A 19968-nucleotide genomic window follows, 5' to 3' on the forward strand; every position below is an offset into this window, starting at 1 on the left:
AGATGTCGCAATCCCCACCGAGCCAGAAGGCCCTCACCTCGTTCAAGCACCACGAAGGCGCATGTCGCCTGTCACCAACGTGCCGGGACAGCACACCTAGGGGGAGACGACACCCCCTGAGGGCGCCAGTTGCGGCAGCTCGTCGGGCAAGGCTCTGGAGCACACGGAGCCCGGCGAGAGCGTGTCCTGGGCGCGGACGCGGAGCAGGAAGGCGACCCAGCTGCGGTAGGGCTTCCACCGATCGGCGATCTCGGCCAAGGGGGTGACGTCGTCGGTGGTCGGGGCACCGAGTCCGTATGCGGTGGCGATGGCCTTGTGGACGCGTGGTTCGTGGCGGGGGAAGACGTCGGGGTGTCCTGCTCCCCGGATGAGGATGAGTTCGGCGGAGAAGGGGCCGATGCCGGGCAGGGTGCGCAGTTCGGCGAGGGCGTGGTCGACGGGCAGGGTGCGCAGGTGGGGTGCGTCGAGTTTCCCCTCGAGGGCTGCTTCGGCCAGCGCGTGCAGCCGCTGCATCTTGAGGTCGGTGAGGCCGGGCAGGTGGGTGAGGGTGCGCAGGGCCGCGGGGGTGGGGAATGCGTGCAGGGTCTGGCCTGCGATGTGGACCCGGTGTCCGTGCTGGTGGGCGATGCGGGACTTGATGGCGGCCGCCCGGGTCATGCGGATGCGGTTGCCGATGATGGCCCAGGCGGCGGCTTCGTAGGGGGAGTGGAAGCACACCGGGCGCAGCCCCGGGTGGTCCGCCAGGAGCCCGGCCACCACGGGGTCCGTGGCAAGGCCGGGAAAACCGGTGGCGTCGACGTCGAGCGAGAGGATGCGGGCGAGTTGGGCCCGCACGTCCCCTTCGGCCGCTGCCTCTGCGGTCACTGTCTTCGCCGGGTCCGGGGTGCCGGGATGCACGGTGAATTCGGCCCGGACCGTTCCCGCGCCGCCGTCTGCCCTCACCTCCTGCCGGACGCCGGCCGCGACGACCGAGACGCCGTCGTCGGCGGGGAAGGCCAGGCGGAGGATTCCGTCCGCCGGGCGGTCGTAGCTCGCGGGGGCGAAGCCCTCCAGGAACCGGATACCGGAGGCGAGCGAGAAGGGCCCGGCCGGGGTGAGGGTGACGGCGGGCAACGGTCAGCCTCCGTGCGCGGTGAGGGTGTAGCCCTCGGGGCCCTCGAAGGAGAACACCGGCCCGAAGGGGCTGTCCGTGAGCGGGGTGAGGATCTTGATCCCGGCGGCGGTGAGCTGGTCGTGGAGCTGGTGGGCGTCGGAGGTCCGGAACCAGAGCACCGTGCCGAGTCCGGGCCGTGCGGTGTCGGCGAGGTCGGTGCCCGGCAGGAGCTCGCGGACGGCGAAGGGGGTCGGCTCGGTGTCGAAGACGACCGCGTGGGGTGGCGAGACCGCGGCCCGGCGCAGGCCGAGGTGCTGCTCGCAGAAGTCCGCTGCCGCGTTCAGGTCGCGCACCTGCAGAGCGACGAAGTCGGGGCCGTCGATGGTGGCAGTCATGGGTCTCCTTGGAGTCAATGTCAGGACTTTGACATGCCCGAGGTTAAGGCGGCCGGAGCGCGTATGTCAGCATGCTGACATGCTGGAGAATGCATCGGCCGAGCGGCCCCATCCCGCGAAAGACGTCACTCAACACGTGGGCTACCTGCTCAAACGCACCCAGGCCGCCCTCCGTGGGGCCATGGACAAGGTCTTGCGCGAGCACGGCCTGACCGTGCCGCAGTACGCCACCCTCGAACTCCTGGCCCTGCATCCCGGCATGTCCAACGCCGACCTCGCCCGCGCGACCTTCGTCACCCGGCAATCCGGGAACGTCGTTCTGCGGGGCCTGCAGGAAGCGGGGCTGATCACCCGCCCCGCCACCGCCGACCACGGCCGCGCCCGGCCCGCCCGCCTCACCGAGGAAGGCACCGCGCGCCTGGCCGCGGTCCAGGCCGCCGTCTACGCCGTCGAACAGCGCATGGTCGAAGCGATCCCGGCGCAGCGCCTGACAGCGCTCCTCGCCGACCTCGACCGCATGGCGGCAGCACTGGAGGAATGACCCCGCTCCCGGCTCGGTGCACTCCGCCAGGCCGCCCGGGGGCACCTGCTCGCCGGCTGCTCGCCGATCCTGCCGGGTCGCGACTGGCCTCGGTGTGCCGTGTCCGGCGTTTCTCCCTGCTTGCGGGTGAACCACGAGGCCACGCCCTCGTGCCGACCGGAACTGGACGATCGCGCCCGTTATTGTCCGTTCTCGTGCCTTTGAGTTGTGCGTTCGTGAATCTCAAGCCCGGTGTCGGGAAGACGACGAGTGCTGTCTGGCTGGCCCACGCGCTTCATGAGTCGGGTATGACGCCGCTGCTGGTCGACGGTGACCCGGCCGCTTCCGCGCTGCGGTGGAGCGAGCTGGCCGGTGGTTTTCCGTTTCCGGTGATCGCCCTGCCGGTGGGGGACGTCCACCGCCGCGTGAACGACTTCCTCGGCGACCGGCAGGCCGTCGTGCTCGATGCGCCCCAGCTGGAGGACCATCCCCGCATCACCCGCAGCATCATGAGGTACGCCGGTGAGTGGATCGTGCCCGTGACCCCCGCCCCCATCGAACTGGACCGGATGGCCCCCATCCGGGGCGAGATGGCGGACGTGCAGTCCCTGCGTGCCGAGCCGGCCCGTTCGGCGGTGCTGCTCAATCGCACCAACCGTCCCGATGCCACGCGCACCGGGCCCGATGCGGACGCTCGCGAGGCACTCACCGAGCAAGGCTTCGAGGTGCTGCGCACCCAGATCGCGCGGCTCGACCTGTACGCCCAGTCTTTCGGGAATCCGGTCCAGGCCAAGGGGTCGGCGTACATGGACTTCGCGGAGGAACTGATCAAACGTCAGGATGAGGCATGAGCCGGCGCAAGGAGAGCTACCGGGCGGCATTGCGGCGCGGGCAGGATGATGTCCCGGCGCCTCGGTCCACCACGGTCACCACGCTGCAGAACAGATACCTCCGGGTGACCGTCGAGGTCGATCCCGACCTGCGAGGTGATCTGACGCGATGGATGGGACGGCCGGTCTCCTCGGCGGTGTTCGCCGGCGCCACCGTCCTGCGTACTCTGGCCGCCACCGTCGGCTGGGTCTCTCGGCCCGGAGACCAGGCTCCGTCCGCCCCGCGAAAGGTACCGGATTCGGGGCGTTGACCAGCCGGCCGGCACGGGAGGGGCCTGCCTGGGGCCGGCGGCCGGCCGGCGTGGGCTCAACCGGCGAAAACGGCCTGTCCCAGGGTGGCGGGCTCGTACGGCTCCTTCGGCGGCATGCACAGCCGCGTCCAGTCACGCGCACGAGAGCGCGGAGCGACGCCGGCTGCCTGGCTCAACTCCGTTGCTGTACACCCCTCTTGATGACCAACCCGTAGACGACGGTGAGAGCGGTGAACCACACCGCCCACACATACGGTCCGGGCCGGGTCTCGGGGGAGGCGGTCATCAGCACGACCACGAAGGCGAGTGCGGCGAGCACGGTCCAGTGGGTGACCGGGGCGCCGGGCATGCGGAAGCCGACGGCGGGCAGCAGCCCAGCGCGCACCCGGCACCGGTAGCGCAGGTGAGAGATGAGAATCATGGACCAGGTCCACAGCCCGGCGCAGGCGCTGACCGAGGTGATGTAGACGAAGGCCTTGTCCGGGGAGACGACGTTCACGGCGATACCGGCGCCCATGACCAGGGTGGAGAGCACCACCGCGGGCAGCGGGAGATGGCGGTCGCTGAGGCCGGCCATGGCCCTGGGGGCCTCGCCGTTGAGGGCGAGGCCGCGCACCATGCGACCGGCGGAGTGGATGCCGGAGTTGCAGGCGGACAGCGCGGCGGTGAGGACGACGAAGGAGTGACCGACGGCCGTGACCTCTGCCATGCAGGAGGCGGCCCAGTGCGACCAGCCGGTGACGAAACCCGCGAACGGTCCGCAGAACTCGCGCGCGGTGGTCCGCTCCCACCTGTGCGAGGCGAGTCCGCTACGCATGCCCGCCGGATCAACCGGCCCTGCCATCTCCGCGTCGGCCGCTGAACCAGGGTGACGCGCCACCGGCAGACTGTCAGTTGATGCTGAAATCCTGCCAGCCCCCTCCGGGGCCCTCGGAACCACAGCCCATGCCCAGCGGCGCCGGGTGGCTGCCGCACGGCTACCACCTCGACCCCCACACCCATGAACAGGGCCAGCTCGTCCACGCGGCCGCCGGGACACTGGCCACCACGACCGAGCGCGGAACCTGGGTCGCCCCGGCCAACCGCGTGACGTGGACGCCACCCGGTTTTGCCCACTCCCATCGCTTCTACGGCCGTACGGACGCCCGCCTCCTGACCATCCCGATTGATCTGTGCGGCGAACTGGTGGACCACCCCAGCGTGTTCGCCGTCGGTCCACTGCTGCGCGAGGCCGTCCTGGTGCTCACCGGCGAGCGGCCGGAGGCCCGCCCCGGCGCCCACAAACGCCTGCTCGCCGTGGTCATCGACGAGCTCTGTGACACTCCCGAGCAATCGCTGCACCTGCCCGAATCCAGCGACGACCGGCTGCGCACCGTCACCGGCCTCCTGCACGCCGATCCTGCGCGGTCCGCGACTCTGGCCGAGCTGGGACGCGCCGCGGGAGCGAGCGAACGCACCCTGAGCCGCCTGTTCCACACCGAACTCGGCATGAGCTTCCACCAGTGGCGCACCACGCTTCGCATCCACCACGCCCTGGGCCACCTCACCAACGGCAGGTCGGTCACCGACACAGCGATGGCCTGCGGGTGGTCGAACCCCTCCAGCTTCATCGACGCCTTCCACTCGGTCGTCGGCCAGACCCCGGGCAGCTACCAGGCAGATCTACGCACCAGCCCCGCGCTTCCGTAGCGGCAGGAGTCACCGGCGGACGCGCGGCGTGTATCGGAGTGTGGCGGGTTGGCAGGCTGGCCAGGTTGGCGGGTTTGCGGTATCGGCTGTCCCTTTACCGGTTGGGTGCCCCTGTGGTCGAGTTTCACAGTGGTGGTCAGTACGACCTACACCATCTCGGCGGCACAGGCGCTCACGCTCAGGCGCGTCCGGCCTCGCCGTCTGCAAGGAGCTCGGAGCACATGACCCGAACCGGCAAGAATGCAACCGTCGTCATCGTGGGAGGCGGGGTCGCCGGACTCGCGCTCGGCAACTTCCTTCTGCGGAACGGGAAGTCCTGCATCGTTCTGGAAAGGCACAGTCGTGGCTACGTGGAGAAACGGCAGAGGGCCGGAGCTCTCGACGCCGGCGGGGTCCGCCGGCTGCACGAGTGGGGACTGGCCGAGGCCGTCGAGGGCCACAGCCACGGTGACTCCGATTCGGGTGTGCCGCTGCTGGTCGAGGGGGAAATGCGGCGGTGGAGACGGGATGACGACTCCGAGGATGTCGACGGCGTGTTCTGCCCCCAGCAGATCCTCGTCCAGAACCTCATCAAGGTCTTCCTCCGCGACGGTGGCGATCTGCGCTTCGGGGTCGAAGACGTTTCCCTGCACGACATCGACACCGTCAACCCTCTGGTGCGCTACCGGGACGCCGCCGGCTCGACCAAGACCGTCAGCTGTGACTTCGTCGCCGGCAGCGACGGCTTCCGTGGTGTCAGCCGGTCGGCCATCCCCGATGACATCCTCAGCTGCTCCACCCACGAGTTCGGGTACGCCTGGCTGACCGTCATGACCGAGGTACCCGCGGATCCTCCGGCCGTGCTGGCAGTGCACTCCCGCGGCTTCGCCGCCCAGATCACCCGTGGCCCGAGCGCCAGTCGTCTCTACCTGCAGTGCCCGCTCACCGACACCATCGAGCAATGGCCGGACGACCGAATCTGGAACGAACTGGACGCTCGCTTCGGCGAGCCGTTAACCCCCAGGGGGCCGATCACCAGCAAGCAGGTCGTGCCGCTCCGCGGAGTGGTCTTCAGCCCCATGAGCTACGGCGCGCTCTACCTTCTGGGGGACGCGGCACATCTCATCTCACCCATGAGCGCACAGGGGATGAGTCTCGCCCTCCACGACGCCGACGTGCTCGCTCGCGCGTTCATTCACCAGGTCGAGAACCACGATTCCAGTCTGCTCGACAGCTACTCCGACACCTGCCTGGACCACACATGGCGGCAGCAGGCGTCCGCAGTCTGGACGACCGAGGTCATGCACGACTCCGGTGATCCCTCCTACGAGGGGGAGTTCCGCAAGCAGATCGCCAGGAAGAACCTGGAGAGCTTGCTGGAGCCGGAGCCGGAGCCGGAGCCGGAGCCGGAGCCGGAGCCGCTGCGGTCTTGCTGCTCGCGATGCGATTCCGGAGCGGTGCGGTCAGGGTGACGGGCCGCCCTTGGCGCCTCCAAGAAGCCATTTGGCACCTGTTGTTGGGATCAGGCACCGGTTACCGAACTATGCCGGAAATTTGTAACGATGCCGGGCCAGGAGCAACGCGTGGGGCGGCCGGCTCATCTGGAGGGGCGGCGAGGCGCACCGGGCGTCTTCGCGAAGGGCGGGTCTGCCCTGGTAGGGGGCCCGCGGGAGGGGAAGTCCATGACCAGGACGAAGAAGACCGGGATCAAGGCGCGGGGCGGCCGTGTGGCGGTGATCGGTGCGCTGGGCCTGGCCTCGGTGGCGCTGACCGCCGGGCCGGCCTTCGCGAAGGGCGACGTGGACATCACGGCGCCGCGCACGGCGCAGGTCGGCAAGACCATCACGGTCAAGGCGCACGGCGACGATGACAGCGCCGGCTTCCTGCATCAGCTGTGCCTGGAGGAGAACGGCTTCGGCGAAGGGTGGCACCAGGAGACCTGCAGCCCCGTGGCCGACGGCGACGCGCGGGTCACTGCGCACGGCACGTCCGCGCGCCGCGGCGACCTGAAGTTCCGTGCGGTGCTGTACGGCCTGACCAGCGCGCACGACCAGAAGCCCGTGCGCTTGCACGCCTCTGACGTGGTGACGGTGCACGTTCGCTGAACCGGCAGCGCGGCCGTGGACAGCCGGCACGAACACTGCCCACGGCACTGCCCACGACTACTGCCCACGGCCACCGTCCACGCTATTGCGCACGGCCGCGCACCGAGTCGCTTCTCGCAGCAGAGCTGGTGAGGACGAGTCGCCGCACGGAGTCGCCGATGGTGCACGACCTGGGCAAGATCTTGCTCGTAGGGTGTGTGCCAACAGGCCGATCCGAAGGCGGTGAAGTCTTCGGGCGTCGATCGAGGACGGTGCGCGCGCCGTGTTTCCCTGGGAGATCCCGTGAGCCGCAGCAAACCCGCGTGGTCCGGGCGTGAGCTGCCGGCGTTTTTCCGGCGGTGGCGGACCGACTGGAAGGAGGAAGAGCTCTCCCCGGACAACTACCTCGACTTCGAGGGCGGCCTGCGTTTCGCCCTGGCCGCGGCTTGGCTGTTCTGCCCCGAGACGGTCGACTACCGCGGCTGCGTATTCCTCAAGGAAAACTTCCGGCAGAACATCGTCGACGACTGGTTCACGCGTCTGGAGGGCGACGGACGCCGTATCGAACTCGTCGTCAATCATGTGGAGTTGTGGGACATGTTCAGCAATACCCCCTTGACGGATAACGATCAGCTCGGAGAGGATCTGCCCCAACTCGCGCTGGCGTTGGGGGAGTGCTGGCAGGGAGTCGTGTCCGCGCGCTACCCCGACCGGGAGATCACCGTCGAGGTGAGCGACGAGGAGGACGGCTCCTACGGGCCGACGGTGACGTTCTGGACATGCCCGGCCGTCTCGGCCGGCGGCTAGTACGACAGGGCGCTTCCCCACGCGAACTGCCCGTATCGGCACGTACGCTCGCGCCTCGCGGCGCGGTCGTGCGAGGGGCGGTCCGCGTGGCCCGCAGGCCGTTTCTGCGAGCCGCCCCCGGACGGAGCCGTCAGTCCGCGGTGAGGTCCCGGGTGGCCTCGACCAGGGACTTCCTTCCGTCGTGACCGGTCATCACGAGGCGTGGCAGCCACGGTCCCTTACGGTCGTAGGCATGGGTGACGGCCGCCTCGTTCGTCTCCTGTTGGGTACCGTCGCCGAAGTACCAGTGGTAGTGGTACCCGGCGGCGGGCGGTTTTCCGTTCACCGTTGCCGACATGCGGACCTCACTGCCGACGGGGGCGTTCTCCGGGACATTCAGTTGCGCCCGGGGGCCCTGCCGGCGGAGGTGGAACCACTCGCGGACCTGCGGGTTGAGGAGAAAGGCGTCGGCGTACTGCCGGGCGCCGTCGATGTCGGGGTGCGCGACGGCGGCGGTCAGACACTGCGCCGGAGTCGGGCTGAGCTCGGGGCAGGCCCGGGTGCGCAGTGGGAACGCCGGGTCGCTCACCGGAGTGCCCCAGACCTTGGAGTCCCGGGCGAGCACGGCATTGTCCACGGTGAACAGTCCGTCGGCGGCAACCGCGTACGGACCGTCCGTGGACGCCTCGTTGGCCGCGGACGCCGCTTGGCGGTAGGCGGCATTGGCGAGTTGTGTGTACTGCTCATAGCGCTCGGCCACCCTGCCGAGGGCTCCCTTGCAGGAAGCCAGCCGGGCCCCGGCGACTCCTGGAGCCGAGCAGGTTCGCACCGGGATCGGCGAACTGCTGCGGCTCAGCGCGTAGTAGAAATCGGCCACGAGCACCTTCGGCCGTCCCGGCAGGGAATGGGCCTTCTCGATCGCCGCCTGCATCCCGCGTCCGCCGTATCCGACCTTCGCGCCGCTGAAGTAGGGGACGTCCTTGGCCGGGTTCTCCGGTGCCGCGCCGATGCCGGAGCACTCGCGCTTCACCGCCTCGGGCACCCTCTCAGAGCCGGGGGTGATCCCGGCCCCGAGGCCGAAGAAGGGATCGAGGTCGTTGATGCACCCGTTGATCACGACCAGATCGAGACCGTAGCCGCCCGCCCGTGCCTGTGCCCCCGCCTTTTCCAATTGACAGAACACGTCCGGCGTTTGCCGGGTGACCTCGCCGAACTCCATCTCCCCGTCGCCGTCCGGGTCCTGCTTCTCCGTGGTGCGCAGGCAGGCCGCGTCGTCGTTGCCCACGGGCAGGTCGGGCGCGTCGAGCACCGCGCCGGAGATCGAGTAGTCCATGTTCTGATGGCCCCGGCCGGTCTCCCGGCCGAGCAACTGACCCGTCAGATAGGGGAACTTCTGGTCGTGGTCCAGACCCTGCCCCCAGACCACGGAGTCACCGACGGATGCCACCCGCACCGGATCGCACCCCCGGCGCACCGTGTCCCGCCAGACCTTTCCGTAGTGTCCGGGGGCAGGGCTCCCGGACGAGGCGGCGAGGCGGGCGTCGACCTGTAGAGCGGTCTCGGCCGCGGGCACCCGGTCGAAGGGGACGCTGAACTCTGCTGTGCCGACCGGGGCAGTCATGGCGAGGCGTCCGCCGGCCAGCTGCTTCTCACCGGCGCGCACGCGCCATTCCACGGTGGCGCCGGTCTTGGCCGCGGCGGGGTCGTAGACCTGCACCCGGCCGTGGACGGCTCCGCTGCACACCGGATTCGGCGTCAGGTCCACGTCGAGGACGAGGGGGAACGCCGATCCCGGCAGGGCGCTGGTCTGCGCCGCGGCGGGCAGCCCGCCGAGGAGCTGGCCGAGAAGTACGGCGACCGCAGTGGCTGTGGTGAGACGCCTTGACGCCAAGCGCCTCGCGACGAGGTGCTTCGTCGCTAAGCGCCTCGTCGCGGATTGCCTCGCGGCGGATTGGCTCGCGGCGGATTGCCTCACGGCGGATTGGCTCGCTACGAAACGTCTTGCCCTGAGCGGGCGACGGACTGCCCCCGGCCTGCTGGGAACGGAACTCGCCCTGGTGCCCGCCTGTTTGGGGACAACCCACCGCCACCACGCTGATGTCACGCCAACTCCCCTGCCATTGCTGCCATTTTGGTCGGCGCGGGTATCCGCTGCCCCCGCACCGGTAGGGATGATGGCAGTCGGGAGACCGGTATGGGCTGTGGACGGGCCGGCTGCTGAGTGAAAGTGATCACTTACCGGCAGTTACGGCCGAGGTGTGCGATGCGGTATCGGCGGTAAGGGGTTTCTTGGCGGTGACGTCGCGGGCGGCAGTCGCGTCGGGGTGGGTGGCCTGGGCGGCGGTGCGGCTCGCGGCGGGCGGGTGCGGGTGGGTCACGCGCCGGGAGCGCCGGCCCGCAGTCCGTCCATGACCAGGTCCAGGAGTCGTCCGGCGCGCGACTGCCAGTCGCCGTGGGGGTCGAGCTGCCAGAGGCCGGCGATGGCGAGTACGAAGTCGTCGGGGGTCACGCCCGGTCGGATGGTTCCGGCCTCCTCGTTCGCCTGCAGCAGGAGGGTGACGGCCGAGGTGACGGGGCCGTGGCCCAGGCCGGCCAGGGCGTTCTGCTCGCTGGTGGCCCGGCGCATCGCGTCGGCCAGGCCGGCCTTGGCCATGGCGTACTGGGCGAGGCGGTCCATCCACTCCCGCAGGGCCTGGTCGGGGGTGCGGGTCTCCAGCAACTGGGCCGCGGTGTCGGCGACCTGCTGGACTTCGTAGCGGTAGACCTCCAGGACCAGTGACTCGCGGCTGGGGAAGTGGCGGTAGAAGGTCCCCTGTCCGACGCAGGCCTTCTTCGCGATGGAACTCAGCGGGGCATCGGCCGACCGGGTCAGCTCCTCCAGCGCGACTTCCAGGATGCGTTCGCGATTCCGTTGCGCGTCCGAGCGCAGGGGCGCGTCTTTTTTCTGCTGCACGCGTCCTCCTTCCGGAAATCAGCGATGGCCGGGCTTGCTAACCGGACAGTTGTCCGGTACGTTACGAAGGTAATGGACAGTTGTCCGCTTAGGTCCACCATAGCGGCAGATACGGCCGGTGTGGGCGACCGGTGACCACTGTGACCTGCCTACCGTCCAGCGCCTACGCCGCCGGCGCTCCGAGCCGGCGCCGCCCGCACCCTGCCGCCTCCTCCTCCACCGTCTTCCGAACTGTCCCCGGGATCCTCCGTCGTCCGGCACTCCGGCTCCCGAGGGACAGGGACCGCTCGGCCTCCGGGCCGGCCGCGTCGGCCTCGGGGCCCACGCCCCGACGCCCACCGCGCCTCCCATACGCGAAAGAAGGCTGACCATGGCCCTATCGACGTCCAGCGCCATCACCCTGAACATCAACGGCGAGAAACACACGCTGCCCGTCGACCACCGCACCACTCTCCTCGACGCACTGCGCGAGCACCTCGATCTGACAGGTACCAAAAAGGGCTGTGACCACGGCCAGTGCGGCGCTTGTACGGTGCTGCTCGACGGACGCCGGGCCGTCGCGTGCCTGCAGCTCGCGGTGGCCGCCGAGGGGCGCGTGATCACCACCATCGAGGGCGTGGCGGAGGGCGAGCGGCTGCATCCGGTGCAGCAGGCGTTCCTCGACCTGGACGGCTACCAGTGCGGCTACTGCACACCGGGTCAGATCTGCTCCGCGATCGCGGTGATCGAGGAGCATGCGGCGGGCTGGCCGAGCGCCGTGAGCGCGGACGTACGGCCCGAGGCGGGGGTGCCGCCGCTCACCGCCGATGAGATCCGGGAGCGGATGAGCGGCAACCTGTGCCGCTGCGGCGCCTATGTGTCGATCGTGCAGGCGGTCGCGCAGGCGGCGCGGGCCGGTGCGGCGTCCGCCCCACCCGGGCCGCGGCAGGAAGGCGGCCCCGCCGCGGCTGCCGGCACGGGCGAAGCGGACGGCGCGGGCAACGCGGGCGACGCGGAGGTGACGGCATGAGGGAGTTCGGCTACCAGCGCGTGTTCGACGTCCCCGGTGCGGTCGCCCTGCTCGGCTCCGATCCCGAGGCGCGCGCGCTCGGTGGGGGCACCAATCTCGTCGACCTGATGAAGGCCGGGGTGGAGCGGCCCGCGCTGCTCATCGACGTACGGGAGCTCCCCCTCGACCGGATCGAGGCGGGGGCCGGCGGCGGTCTGCACATCGGCGCGACCGTCACCAACAGCGAGCTCGCGGCCCATCCCGAAGTGCGGCGCCGCTACCCGGCGTTGGCGCAGGCCGTCCTGTCCGGTGCCTCGGGGCAGTTGCGCAATATGGCCACGGTCGGCGGGAATCTGCTCCAGCGCACCCGCTGTGGCTACTTCACCGATGCGACCAAGCCGTGCAACAAGCGGGACCCCGGCAGCGGCTGCCCCGCCATCGAGGGCGAACACCACAACCACGCGATCCTGGGCGCCTCCGCGCACTGTGTGGCCATCCACCCGTCGGACATGGGGGTGGCCCTCACCGCCTTCGATGCCGTCGTCCGGTACGAAACGGCGGACGGACCGGCGGAGCTGCCGCTGGCGGACTTCTATCGTCCGGTGGGCGCGACCCCGCATCTGGAGACGGCGCTGCCGCCCGGTGCGCTGATCACCGGCATCACCCTGCCGCCGGCCCCCGTTGCCGCGGTGTCCCGCTACCGGAAGGTCCGGGAGCGCGCGTCGTACGCGTTCGCCATCGGCTCGATCGCCGCCGCCCTCGATGTCCGGGAGGGAGTCGTCCACGAGGTCCGGCTCGCCTTCGGGGCGGTGGCGTCCCGGCCGTGGCGGGCCCGGGAAGCCGAGCGGGTGCTGACCGGGGGACCGGCGAGCGCCGACGCCTTCGCCGCCGCCGCGGATGCCGAACTGTCAGCCGCCCGGACGCTGCCCCACAACGGATACAAGGTGACCCTGATGCGCAACCTCGTCGTGGCCGTGCTGTCCGAACTCACCGAGGAGGCCGCCCGATGACCACGACGACGGAAAGCGTCGCGGTGACGCCGGCCTCCGGCACCGCCCACACCCGCCTGGAGGGCCGGGACAAGGTCACCGGGGCGGCGCGCTACGCGGGCGAGATCCCCTTCGCCGAACTCGCCCACGGCTGGCTGGTGTTGTCCACCATCGCCCGCGGCCGCATCCGCTCCGTGGAGTCCGGCCCCGTACTCGCCATGCCCGGTGTTCTCGCCGTCCTGCACCACGGCAACGCCCCGCGGCTCAACGGTGACTACTCCAATGGCTTCGGGACGGCCGAGCCGATCCTTCAGGTCTTCCAGCACGACCGTGTGCCGCACGCCGGCTGGCCGGTCGCGCTCGTCGTTGCCGAAACCTCCGAGCAGGCCAGGGAAGCCGCCGAAACCCTGGTGGTCCACTACGACCAGGAGCCGCACGACATCGCCTTCTTCCCCGGACGCCCGGGGGTGCGCACACCGGATGGTTCCCCCGGTACGCCGACGGAGGCGCAGAAGGGGGACCTGGCGGCCGAGCTTGCCGCGTCCTTTGTGGTCGTGGACGCGGAATACACCACCCCGGAAGAGCACCACAGCCCGCTGGAGCCGCATGCGGCGATGGCGCGCTGGGACAGCGGCCGGCTCGAAGTCGTCGACTCCAACCAGGGCAGCAGGTTCGTCTCGGAGGAGCTGGCGAAGCTGTTCTCGCTCGACCCGGCCTCGGTGCGGGTGCGGTCCGAGCACGTCGGCGGCGCCTTCGGGGCGAAGGCGACCCGTCCGCATGTCGTGCTCGCCGCCATGGCGGCAACCGTTCTCCACCGCCCCGTCCGGGTCGTACTGACCCGACGGCAGATGTTCTCCGTCATCGGCTACCGAAGCCCCACGGTGCAGCGGGTCAGACTCGGCGCCGATGCCGACGGACGGCTGCGCGCCTTCGATCACCAGGCGCAGTGCCTCACCTCGACCGTCCATGAATTCGTCGAGCGGAGCGCGCAGTTCGGACGGGTGCTGTACGACGCGGACGCGCACCACACCGTCGACCGTGTCGTCCCGCTCGATGTGCCGACACCGAGCTGGATGCGTGCGCCGGGCAAGGCCCCGGGCTCGTTCGCCCTGGAGTCCGCGCTCGACGAGCTCGCCGAGAAGTGCGGTATCGACCCGATCGCGCTGCGGACACGCAATGAACCGGAGGTGGGACCCCTCTCCGGTCTGCCGTTCAGCAGCCGTAATCTGCTGGCCTGCTTCCAGGAGGGCGCCGCACGCTTCGGCTGGTCGGACCGGGACCCGCGCCCCGGCACCCGTCGCGAAGGACGCTGGCTGCTGGGCACCGGCACGGCTGCGTCCACCTTCCCCTCAGCGGCTGCCCCGTCCACGGCGGCCGTGACGGCCGAGGCGGACGGCACGTTCACCGTACGGATCACCGCGGCGGACGTCGGGACCGGCGCCCGGACCGCGCTGGCCCTGATCGCCGCGGACGCGCTGGGGGTGGAACCGGCACGCATCCGTATAAAGATCGCGGACAGCGACTTCGGCCCCGCGATGGTCGCCGGCGGATCGATGGGCACCCGCTCGTGGGGCTGGGCCATCACGATCGCGGTGCGCGAGCTGAAGGAACAACTGGCCCTGGGCGGGGCGATCCCGCCGCAGGGCATCACGGCGCGGGCGGACACCGGCGAGGCCATCGGCGCGCTGGCGAAGAAGGAACGGCACTCCTACGGTGCGCAGTTCGCCGAAGTCGCGGTGGACGTCACCAGCGGTGAGGTACGCGTACGACGGATGCTCGGCATCTTCGCCGCGGGCCGGATCATCAATCCGCTGACCGCGCGCAGCCAGTTCATCGGCGGTATGACCTGGGGCCTTTCCATGGCGCTGCACGAGGAGGCGGTCAGGGACCAGGCGTCGGGCGGCCATGTCGGTGCCGACCTCGCGGGCTACCACTTCGCCGCGCACGCCGATGTACCGCTCATCGAAGCGGACTGGGTGGACGACCCGGACGAAGACGACCCGGTCGGGATCAAGGGCATCGGCGAGATCGGGATCGTGGGAGCCGCAGCGGCCATCGCCAACGCGGTCTGGCACGCGACCGGTGTACGTCACCGGAACCTGCCGATCCGTCCGGACCGTGTCCTGCTGACGGGAGCCGGGATCGGGAACAACGGAGCCGGCTGAGCCCACAGGGACGTCCGGGCTCGGCTCCGGTCCTGCACGGGCGTCCGGGTTCGGTTGCGGTCCTGCACGCGCGTCCCGGTTCGGCTCCCGCCTGCCCGGGAGTCCGGGCTCGGTCCCGTCGCACGCGGGCGTCCGGGCTCGATGACGTCCGCCTCGCGACGAACGGGCTTTCGTGCAGGGCCTGCACACCATGACCTGCACACCACGAGGAGAACCGAGATGCTGGACATCGCCGACGAGTTGAACCGATGGATGGCGGAGGGCCGGGACTTCGCCGTGGCCACCGTCGTGGCCGTCGCCGGCAGCGCGCCGCGCAGCCCGGGCGCTGCCCTCGCCGTCGACAGCCGGGGCGTGGCCATCGGATCGGTCTCCGGCGGGTGTGTGGAAGCAGCGGTGTACGACCTGTGCGCCCAGGCACTCCAGGACGGCGGGACGGTCCTGGAGGAGTTCGGCTACAGCGCCGAGGATGCCTTCGCGGTAGGCCTGACCTGCGGCGGGGCGATCGAGGTCCTGGTCACACCCGTACGGGCGGACACACCGGGCAGGAAGGTGTTCGCCGCGGCGCTGGCGGCCGCCGCCCGGGGGGAGCCGGCGGCGGTCGCCCGTGTGGCCCGGGGACCGGCCGAACTGCTGGGCAGAGCACTGCTCATACGCCCCGACGGCTCCTGTGAAGGGGGACTCGACGGGCCTCCGGAGCTGGACCGTGCGGCGGTGGCGGAGAGCCGCGCCATGCTGGACACGGGCCGCACCGGTACGTTCGCGGTCTCGGAGGACGGATCGCGCTGCGCGGCCGACCTGACGCTTTTCGTCGAGTCGAGCGTGCCGCCGCCCCGCATGATTGTCTTCGGCGCCATCGACTTCGCCGCGGCCCTGGTCCGTACGGGCAAGTTCCTCGGCTACCACGTCACCGTGTGCGACGCCCGCCCCGTCTTCACCACCCGGGCCCGCTTCCCGGAGGCCGATGACATCGTGCTCGACTGGCCGCACCGTTACCTCCAGCGCACCGAGACCGACGGCCGCACGGTCCTGTGCGTGCTCACCCACGACGCCAAATTCGACATCCCCCTGCTGCGGGAGGCCCTGCGGCTGCCGGTCGCCTTCGTCGGCGCCATGGGCTCACGCCGTACGCATGAGGACCGCAACCGCAGACTCCGCGAAGCCGGCGTCACCGCCCCCGAACTGGCCCGCCTCCGTTCCCCGATCGGCCTCGACCTCGGCGCCCGCACCCCCGAGGAGACCGCGCTGTCCATCGCCGCCGAGATCGTCGCGGCACGCCACGGCGGCACGGGTGCCCCGCTGACCGGCTCCCGGACACCGATTCACCAGGACGAGGGGAAAGCGGGAAGCGGGGTGGCCGGGGCGCGGGTGGTCGCATGACTCCGGGGCCGGGCCGGGCCGGGCCGGTGGCCGGCGGTGCCGGATGCCCGTGAGCCACGGTCTGTGATGACCGTCACCCCGGAACTTTGCGTTCTGTGTCGACCGGATGCCGCGCGCCAGGCGTATGCGGGGGGAGACCGAAAAGAACCGGGGAGTGGCTGTTGACCGTCGAGGAGTTCGAAGAGTTTTACGCGCAGACGGTCGCCCGGCTGACCGGGCAGCTGTACGTGATGCTCGGCGATCAGCACGAGGCGCAGGACGTGGTGCAGGAGGCGTTCGCCAGGGGCTGGAGCCGGCGGCGTCAGCTCGACCGGAACGGTCAGCCCGAGGCCTGGATCCGTACGGTCGCGTGGCGCCTGGCGGTGAGCCGGTGGCGTGTACGGCGCCGTGCCGCGGATGCCTGGCAGCGCAGCGGCGCCCCGCCGCATGTCGAGGGCCCCGGGCCCGAATCGGTGGCCTTGGTGGCGGCGCTGCGGCAGCTGCCCGCCAATCAGCGGCGGACCATGACGCTGCACTACGTGTGCGACCTGACCGTGGAGCAGATCGCCGTCGAGACCGGGCTGTCCGCCAGCACCGTCAAGACCCATCTGGTCAGGGGCCGGACGGCACTCTCCCTTCGTCTGCAGGACCCGCGTATTGAGGAGGCACCCGGTGCCTGAACCCCATGACCTGCTGCGGTCGTTGTTCCAGGAAGCGGCCTCCACCGGGCAGTCCCGTGCGCGTTGTGCACCGGTCGAGCTCGTCGCCCGGCGCGGGGAGCGGCTGCGCCGCCGTCGGATCGCCGCGCTCGCCGCCGGTGCCTGCCTGGTCTTCGCCGGTACCGGTGCGGCCGCCGTCGCACTGCTGCCCGGCAGCCCGAGTACCGGGGTTCCGGCCGTCACCCCGTCTCCCTCCCGGCCGAATGCCACCCCGAAACCCGCGCCGACGCCGCCCCGCAGCACGTCGTCGGCGACCAGTACTCCCGTGCCCGGCCGGACCACACCGGGCACACCGCCCACCACCGAGCCGCCCCGGACCGGCCAGGGAGCCCTGGGGGCGTCCGCCACCGCCACGCACCGCACGTCCCCTCCGTTCACCGCGCCCCCGCGCTGACCCCTCCGCACCCTGACCCGGCGGTCCGGCCGCCGGGCGGTCCCGCACGCCCGCACCACAGCAGGAGCTCCCGTCATGCCCGCTTCGTCGCCCCGTCTGCGCCGGACGCATCCGCCGCTCGCCACCAGCCCCGTTGCCGGGCCTCGGGCCCCCTCGGCGCCGGCGCGCACCGCCGGCACGACGATCGGGGGCGGTACGACGCTCCCGGGTGGCACGGCACCCCCGGGCGGCGACACCGCAGGCGACACCGGCCCGGCCGGTCACTCGCCGCCGACCCGCCCGCGTCCGACCCGCCCGCGTCCGACCCGCTGGCGTCCGACCCGCCCGCGTCCGACCCGCCGGCCGGGGCCGGAATCCCGCCGACGACGCTACGTCCCCGGCCCCGCCGACCGTGAGGTGCTGTGGCTGTATCTGCTGACCCGGGTCGGAATCTGGACCACCGCCTACTGCACCGGGTGGCTGTTCCCCGACGACCGTGCGACCCATCACGCCGCCGCCTTCCTCGAGACGTGGCAGCGCTGGGACTGGGGGCACTTCCTGCACATCGCCAGCGAGGGCTACTTCCCCGGTGAGGCCGGGCCGTGGAGGAACGGCTGGGACAACAGGGAGGCCTTCTTCCCCGGCTTCCCCCTCCTCCTGCGGGCCGTGCACACCGTCATCCCGGACTGGGCCACCGCGGGCCTGCTGATCTCCTTCGTCGCCGGCGCCGTCGCCGTCCTGGCGCTCGCCCGGATCGCCCGGCTGCACCTGCCCGACGAGCGCGCCGGGCGCCGGGCCGTCCTCTTCCTGCTGCTCTCACCGTGCGCGATATTCCTGGCGGCGGGGTACACCGAAGCGCTCTTCCTCGCGCTCGCGCTGCCGGCCTGGCTCGCCGCCCAGCGGCAGAACTGGCCCGCCGCTGCCGCCCTGGCAGCGCTGGCCACCGCCGTCCGGGTCAGCGGCCTCTTCCTCGCCGCCGCCCTCGCAGTCCACTTCGCCGTCACCGTCCGCACCCGCCGCCAGTGGCGCGCACTGCCGTGGCTGGCGCTCCCCGCACTGCCGCCCCTCGTCTACAGCGCCTATCTCCGGATGCACACCGGCGACTGGATGGCCTGGAAGCACGCCGAAGAACGCGGCTGGTACCGCGACTTCCACGCCCCCTGGGAAGCCTGGCGGAACACCTGGCATGCCGCCTTCGCCGAGTCACTGCCCACCGGGTACGCCCTGATGTCCCAGGCCGAACTCCTCGCCATGGTCGTCGGCCTGGTGCTCGCCGGGGTGCTGGTCCGGCGGCGCCGCTGGCCGGAGGCCGTCTACGTCGGCCTCAGCCTGTGGGCCCTGGGCACCTCGTACTGGTACACCTCCATACCCCGCGCCACCCTCCTGTGGTGGCCGCTGTGGGTCCTCCTGGCCGGATGGAGCCTGCGCGATCCGCGGGTGAAAACCGTGTACCTCTGCCTCGCGGCGCCGCTGATGACGGTCTTCGCCCTCACCTTCCTGTCCGGGCGGTGGGCCGGGTGACGCCACCTGGTCGGACGAGCCCCGGCTGACAGCCACTGCCCGGTGGATAACCGCCGGCCCGGACCGGGCAGGGATCCGGTCATGACCGTCCTCATCGGGACGTCCGGCTGGCAGTACAAGGACTGGCGCGGCGTCCTCTACCCGCACGACCAGCCGCAGCGGCTCTGGCTCGAGGAGTACGCGCGGCAGTTCGCCACCGTCGAAAGCAATGCCGCCTTCTACCGGCTGCCCGAGGAGAAGACCTTCGCCACCTGGCGGGACCGCACCCCCGACGGGTTCGTGATGGCCGTCAAGGCGAGCCGCTACCTGACGCACATCAAGCGGCTGCGGGATCCGCAGGAACCGGTCGGGCGGCTGATGTCGCGCGCCGCCGCCCTGGGCCCCCGGCTCGGGCCCGTCCTGCTCCAACTGCCGCCCACGCTGCCCGCGGACGCCGGGCTGCTCGATGCCTGCCTGGGCTGTTTCCCGGCCGGTACCCGCGTGGCGGTCGAGCCCCGCCACACCTCGTGGTGGACCCCACAGATCCGCGCCGTCCTGGAGTGCCGCGGTGCCGCGCTGTGCTGGGCGGACCGGGGCTCGCGGCCCGTGACACCCCTCTGGCGTACCGCCGACTGGGGGTATCTGCGCTTCCACGGGGGCCGTGCGAAACCCGGGCCGCGTTACGGCAGGCAGGCGCTCACCACCTGGGCACGACGGATCGCCGACACCTGGCCGGAGCGGGCCGACGTCCACACCTACTTCAACAACGACACGGGCGGGGCCGCCGTCCTCGACGCCGGCCACTTCGCCCGCGCCGTGTCGGCCACCGGACGCTCCGTGAGCCGTACGCCGTCCGGGCGTGGCTCCGCCCGCTGACCGCGGGGGCGGGATATATCTGCGCTCGTACCGCCGGGGCGAGCGAACGAGGTGAGGCACGGATGATCCGCAGACGGGTGGTGGTCTCCGGAGACGTACAAGGGGTGTTCTTCCGCGACACCTGCCGGCGCCTGGCCGACGAGCACGGTGTGGCCGGCTGGGTACGCAACCTGTCCGACGGGACGGTGGAGGCCGTGTTCGAGGGGGAGTCCGAGCACGTACGGAAACTGGTGGACTGGGCGCACGAGGGGCCTCCCATGGCGACCGTCAACACCGCGTCCGTCCATGAGGAAGAGCCGCAGGGGCTCACGGGCTTCGAGGTCCGGCCGACGCACGGCGGGTTCTAGTGAGCGTGACCGCAC

At 71.1% G+C, this 19968-nt stretch carries 22 protein-coding genes; 16 read left to right on the forward strand and 6 right to left on the reverse strand.

Annotation, left to right across the window (positions count from 1 at the left end; genetic code table 11):
• Positions 1 to 96: 96 nt before the first annotated feature.
• Both ABZ851_RS11400 and ABZ851_RS11405 read right to left on the reverse strand, forming a co-directional pair.
• Complete coding sequence (locus tag ABZ851_RS11400) at positions 97 to 1113, reverse strand: DNA-3-methyladenine glycosylase 2 family protein (RefSeq protein WP_361124982.1); 1017 nt, start codon at positions 1111 to 1113, stop codon at positions 97 to 99.
• A gap of 3 nt (positions 1114 to 1116) precedes the next feature.
• Positions 1117 to 1488, reverse strand: a complete 372-nt coding sequence (locus ABZ851_RS11405; protein WP_361124984.1) for a VOC family protein — start codon at positions 1486 to 1488, stop codon at positions 1117 to 1119.
• 79 nt (positions 1489 to 1567) lie between these two features.
• Between ABZ851_RS11405 and ABZ851_RS11410 the strand changes: the two genes are divergently transcribed.
• Genes ABZ851_RS11410 through ABZ851_RS11420 form a run of 3 tightly spaced genes read left to right on the forward strand, consistent with a single transcriptional unit; the run spans position 1568 to position 3149 of the window.
• Positions 1568 to 2029, forward strand: a complete 462-nt coding sequence (locus ABZ851_RS11410) for a MarR family transcriptional regulator (protein WP_361124986.1) — start codon at positions 1568 to 1570, stop codon at positions 2027 to 2029.
• Positions 2026 to 2859, forward strand: a complete 834-nt coding sequence (locus ABZ851_RS11415; protein ID WP_361124988.1) for a ParA family protein — start codon at positions 2026 to 2028, stop codon at positions 2857 to 2859. The genes ABZ851_RS11410 and ABZ851_RS11415 overlap by 4 nt, the downstream gene beginning before the upstream one ends.
• On the forward strand, positions 2856 to 3149 hold the full coding sequence (locus ABZ851_RS11420) for a hypothetical protein (protein ID WP_361124990.1): 294 nt from the start codon (positions 2856 to 2858) through the stop codon (positions 3147 to 3149). Before ABZ851_RS11415 ends, ABZ851_RS11420 begins: the two co-directional genes overlap by 4 nt.
• 172 nt (positions 3150 to 3321) lie before the next feature.
• On the opposite strand, the gene ABZ851_RS11425 is transcribed toward ABZ851_RS11420, so the two are convergent.
• On the reverse strand, positions 3322 to 3966 hold the full coding sequence (locus tag ABZ851_RS11425; RefSeq protein WP_361124992.1) for a hypothetical protein: 645 nt from the start codon (positions 3964 to 3966) through the stop codon (positions 3322 to 3324).
• A gap of 128 nt (positions 3967 to 4094) precedes the next feature.
• Between ABZ851_RS11425 and ABZ851_RS11430 the strand changes: the two genes are divergently transcribed.
• The 4 genes from ABZ851_RS11430 (at position 4095) to ABZ851_RS11445 (ending at position 7708) form a co-directional block, all read left to right on the forward strand.
• Positions 4095 to 4838 carry an AraC family transcriptional regulator gene (locus ABZ851_RS11430; RefSeq protein ID WP_361124994.1) on the forward strand — a complete coding sequence of 248 codons (744 nt, stop codon included), beginning with the start codon at positions 4095 to 4097 and terminating at the stop codon, positions 4836 to 4838.
• A 221-nt stretch (positions 4839 to 5059) separates the two neighbouring features.
• Complete coding sequence (locus tag ABZ851_RS11435; RefSeq protein WP_361124996.1) at positions 5060 to 6289, forward strand: 4-hydroxybenzoate 3-monooxygenase; 1230 nt, start codon at positions 5060 to 5062, stop codon at positions 6287 to 6289.
• Positions 6290 to 6499: 210 nt separating this feature from the next.
• Positions 6500 to 6922, forward strand: coding sequence for a hypothetical protein (locus tag ABZ851_RS11440; protein WP_361124998.1), 423 nt, complete (start codon positions 6500 to 6502; stop codon positions 6920 to 6922).
• Between the two features lie 282 nt (positions 6923 to 7204).
• Positions 7205 to 7708, forward strand: coding sequence for a hypothetical protein (locus tag ABZ851_RS11445; RefSeq protein WP_361125000.1), 504 nt, complete (start codon positions 7205 to 7207; stop codon positions 7706 to 7708).
• A gap of 130 nt (positions 7709 to 7838) precedes the next feature.
• Here ABZ851_RS11445 and ABZ851_RS11450 read toward each other — a convergent pair whose 3' ends face one another.
• The 3 genes from ABZ851_RS11450 to ABZ851_RS11460 all read right to left on the reverse strand — a co-directional run bounded on the left by ABZ851_RS11450 (position 7839) and on the right by ABZ851_RS11460 (position 10640).
• Positions 7839 to 9578, reverse strand: a complete 1740-nt coding sequence (locus tag ABZ851_RS11450; RefSeq protein WP_361125002.1) for a PKD domain-containing protein — start codon at positions 9576 to 9578, stop codon at positions 7839 to 7841.
• Positions 9579 to 9918: 340 nt separating this feature from the next.
• Positions 9919 to 10065, reverse strand: a complete 147-nt coding sequence (locus ABZ851_RS11455) for a hypothetical protein (protein WP_361125004.1) — start codon at positions 10063 to 10065, stop codon at positions 9919 to 9921.
• Positions 10062 to 10640, reverse strand: a complete 579-nt coding sequence (locus ABZ851_RS11460; protein WP_361125006.1) for a TetR/AcrR family transcriptional regulator — start codon at positions 10638 to 10640, stop codon at positions 10062 to 10064. Before ABZ851_RS11460 ends, ABZ851_RS11455 begins: the two co-directional genes overlap by 4 nt.
• A 370-nt stretch (positions 10641 to 11010) precedes the next feature.
• Here ABZ851_RS11460 and ABZ851_RS11465 point away from each other — a divergent pair, with 370 nt between their 5' ends.
• The 9 genes from ABZ851_RS11465 (at position 11011) to ABZ851_RS11505 (ending at position 19953) form a co-directional block, all read left to right on the forward strand.
• The gene (locus tag ABZ851_RS11465; RefSeq protein WP_361125008.1) at positions 11011 to 11649 is read left to right on the forward strand and encodes a 2Fe-2S iron-sulfur cluster-binding protein; all 639 of its coding nucleotides are present in this window, start codon (positions 11011 to 11013) and stop codon (positions 11647 to 11649) included.
• Positions 11646 to 12638 carry a xanthine dehydrogenase family protein subunit M gene (locus ABZ851_RS11470; protein ID WP_361125010.1) on the forward strand — a complete coding sequence of 331 codons (993 nt, stop codon included), beginning with the start codon at positions 11646 to 11648 and terminating at the stop codon, positions 12636 to 12638. Before ABZ851_RS11465 ends, ABZ851_RS11470 begins: the two co-directional genes overlap by 4 nt.
• Positions 12635 to 14782, forward strand: a complete 2148-nt coding sequence (locus ABZ851_RS11475; protein WP_361125012.1) for a xanthine dehydrogenase family protein molybdopterin-binding subunit — start codon at positions 12635 to 12637, stop codon at positions 14780 to 14782. The genes ABZ851_RS11470 and ABZ851_RS11475 overlap by 4 nt, the downstream gene beginning before the upstream one ends.
• A 219-nt stretch (positions 14783 to 15001) precedes the next feature.
• Positions 15002 to 16159 carry an XdhC/CoxI family protein gene (locus tag ABZ851_RS11480; protein WP_361125014.1) on the forward strand — a complete coding sequence of 386 codons (1158 nt, stop codon included), beginning with the start codon at positions 15002 to 15004 and terminating at the stop codon, positions 16157 to 16159.
• Positions 16160 to 16320: 161 nt separating this feature from the next.
• Positions 16321 to 16818, forward strand: coding sequence for a SigE family RNA polymerase sigma factor (locus ABZ851_RS11485; protein ID WP_336049112.1), 498 nt, complete (start codon positions 16321 to 16323; stop codon positions 16816 to 16818).
• Positions 16811 to 17251 carry a hypothetical protein gene (locus ABZ851_RS11490; protein ID WP_361125016.1) on the forward strand — a complete coding sequence of 147 codons (441 nt, stop codon included), beginning with the start codon at positions 16811 to 16813 and terminating at the stop codon, positions 17249 to 17251. Before ABZ851_RS11485 ends, ABZ851_RS11490 begins: the two co-directional genes overlap by 8 nt.
• Before the next feature lie 75 nt (positions 17252 to 17326).
• The gene (locus tag ABZ851_RS11495; protein ID WP_361125018.1) at positions 17327 to 18751 is read left to right on the forward strand and encodes a mannosyltransferase family protein; all 1425 of its coding nucleotides are present in this window, start codon (positions 17327 to 17329) and stop codon (positions 18749 to 18751) included.
• Positions 18752 to 18832: 81 nt separating this feature from the next.
• Complete coding sequence (locus ABZ851_RS11500) at positions 18833 to 19606, forward strand: DUF72 domain-containing protein (protein WP_361125020.1); 774 nt, start codon at positions 18833 to 18835, stop codon at positions 19604 to 19606.
• Positions 19607 to 19668: 62 nt separating this feature from the next.
• Positions 19669 to 19953, forward strand: coding sequence for an acylphosphatase (locus ABZ851_RS11505; protein WP_361125022.1), 285 nt, complete (start codon positions 19669 to 19671; stop codon positions 19951 to 19953).
• Positions 19954 to 19968: the final 15 nt, after the last annotated feature.

The sequence above is a fragment of the Streptomyces sp. NPDC047049 genome (genome assembly GCF_040643995.1).
Classification (GTDB): domain Bacteria; phylum Actinomycetota; class Actinomycetes; order Streptomycetales; family Streptomycetaceae; genus Streptomyces; species Streptomyces mooreae.

Coding starts and splice junctions, on each gene's coding strand:
- ABZ851_RS11405 (WP_361124984.1), bottom strand. CDS start 1,488: ATGACTGCCACCATCGACGGCCCCGACTTCGTCGCTCTGCAGGTGCGC.
- ABZ851_RS11410 (WP_361124986.1), top strand. CDS start 1,568: ATGCTGGAGAATGCATCGGCCGAGCGGCCCCATCCCGCGAAAGACGTC.
- ABZ851_RS11415 (WP_361124988.1), top strand. CDS start 2,026: ATGACCCCGCTCCCGGCTCGGTGCACTCCGCCAGGCCGCCCGGGGGCA.
- ABZ851_RS11420 (WP_361124990.1), top strand. CDS start 2,856: ATGAGCCGGCGCAAGGAGAGCTACCGGGCGGCATTGCGGCGCGGGCAG.
- ABZ851_RS11425 (WP_361124992.1), bottom strand. CDS start 3,966: ATGCGTAGCGGACTCGCCTCGCACAGGTGGGAGCGGACCACCGCGCGC.
- ABZ851_RS11430 (WP_361124994.1), top strand. CDS start 4,095: ATGCCCAGCGGCGCCGGGTGGCTGCCGCACGGCTACCACCTCGACCCC.
- ABZ851_RS11435 (WP_361124996.1), top strand. CDS start 5,060: ATGACCCGAACCGGCAAGAATGCAACCGTCGTCATCGTGGGAGGCGGG.
- ABZ851_RS11440 (WP_361124998.1), top strand. CDS start 6,500: ATGACCAGGACGAAGAAGACCGGGATCAAGGCGCGGGGCGGCCGTGTG.
- ABZ851_RS11465 (WP_361125008.1), top strand. CDS start 11,011: ATGGCCCTATCGACGTCCAGCGCCATCACCCTGAACATCAACGGCGAG.
- ABZ851_RS11470 (WP_361125010.1), top strand. CDS start 11,646: ATGAGGGAGTTCGGCTACCAGCGCGTGTTCGACGTCCCCGGTGCGGTC.
- ABZ851_RS11475 (WP_361125012.1), top strand. CDS start 12,635: ATGACCACGACGACGGAAAGCGTCGCGGTGACGCCGGCCTCCGGCACC.
- ABZ851_RS11480 (WP_361125014.1), top strand. CDS start 15,002: ATGCTGGACATCGCCGACGAGTTGAACCGATGGATGGCGGAGGGCCGG.
- ABZ851_RS11495 (WP_361125018.1), top strand. CDS start 17,327: ATGCCCGCTTCGTCGCCCCGTCTGCGCCGGACGCATCCGCCGCTCGCC.
- ABZ851_RS11500 (WP_361125020.1), top strand. CDS start 18,833: ATGACCGTCCTCATCGGGACGTCCGGCTGGCAGTACAAGGACTGGCGC.
- ABZ851_RS11505 (WP_361125022.1), top strand. CDS start 19,669: ATGATCCGCAGACGGGTGGTGGTCTCCGGAGACGTACAAGGGGTGTTC.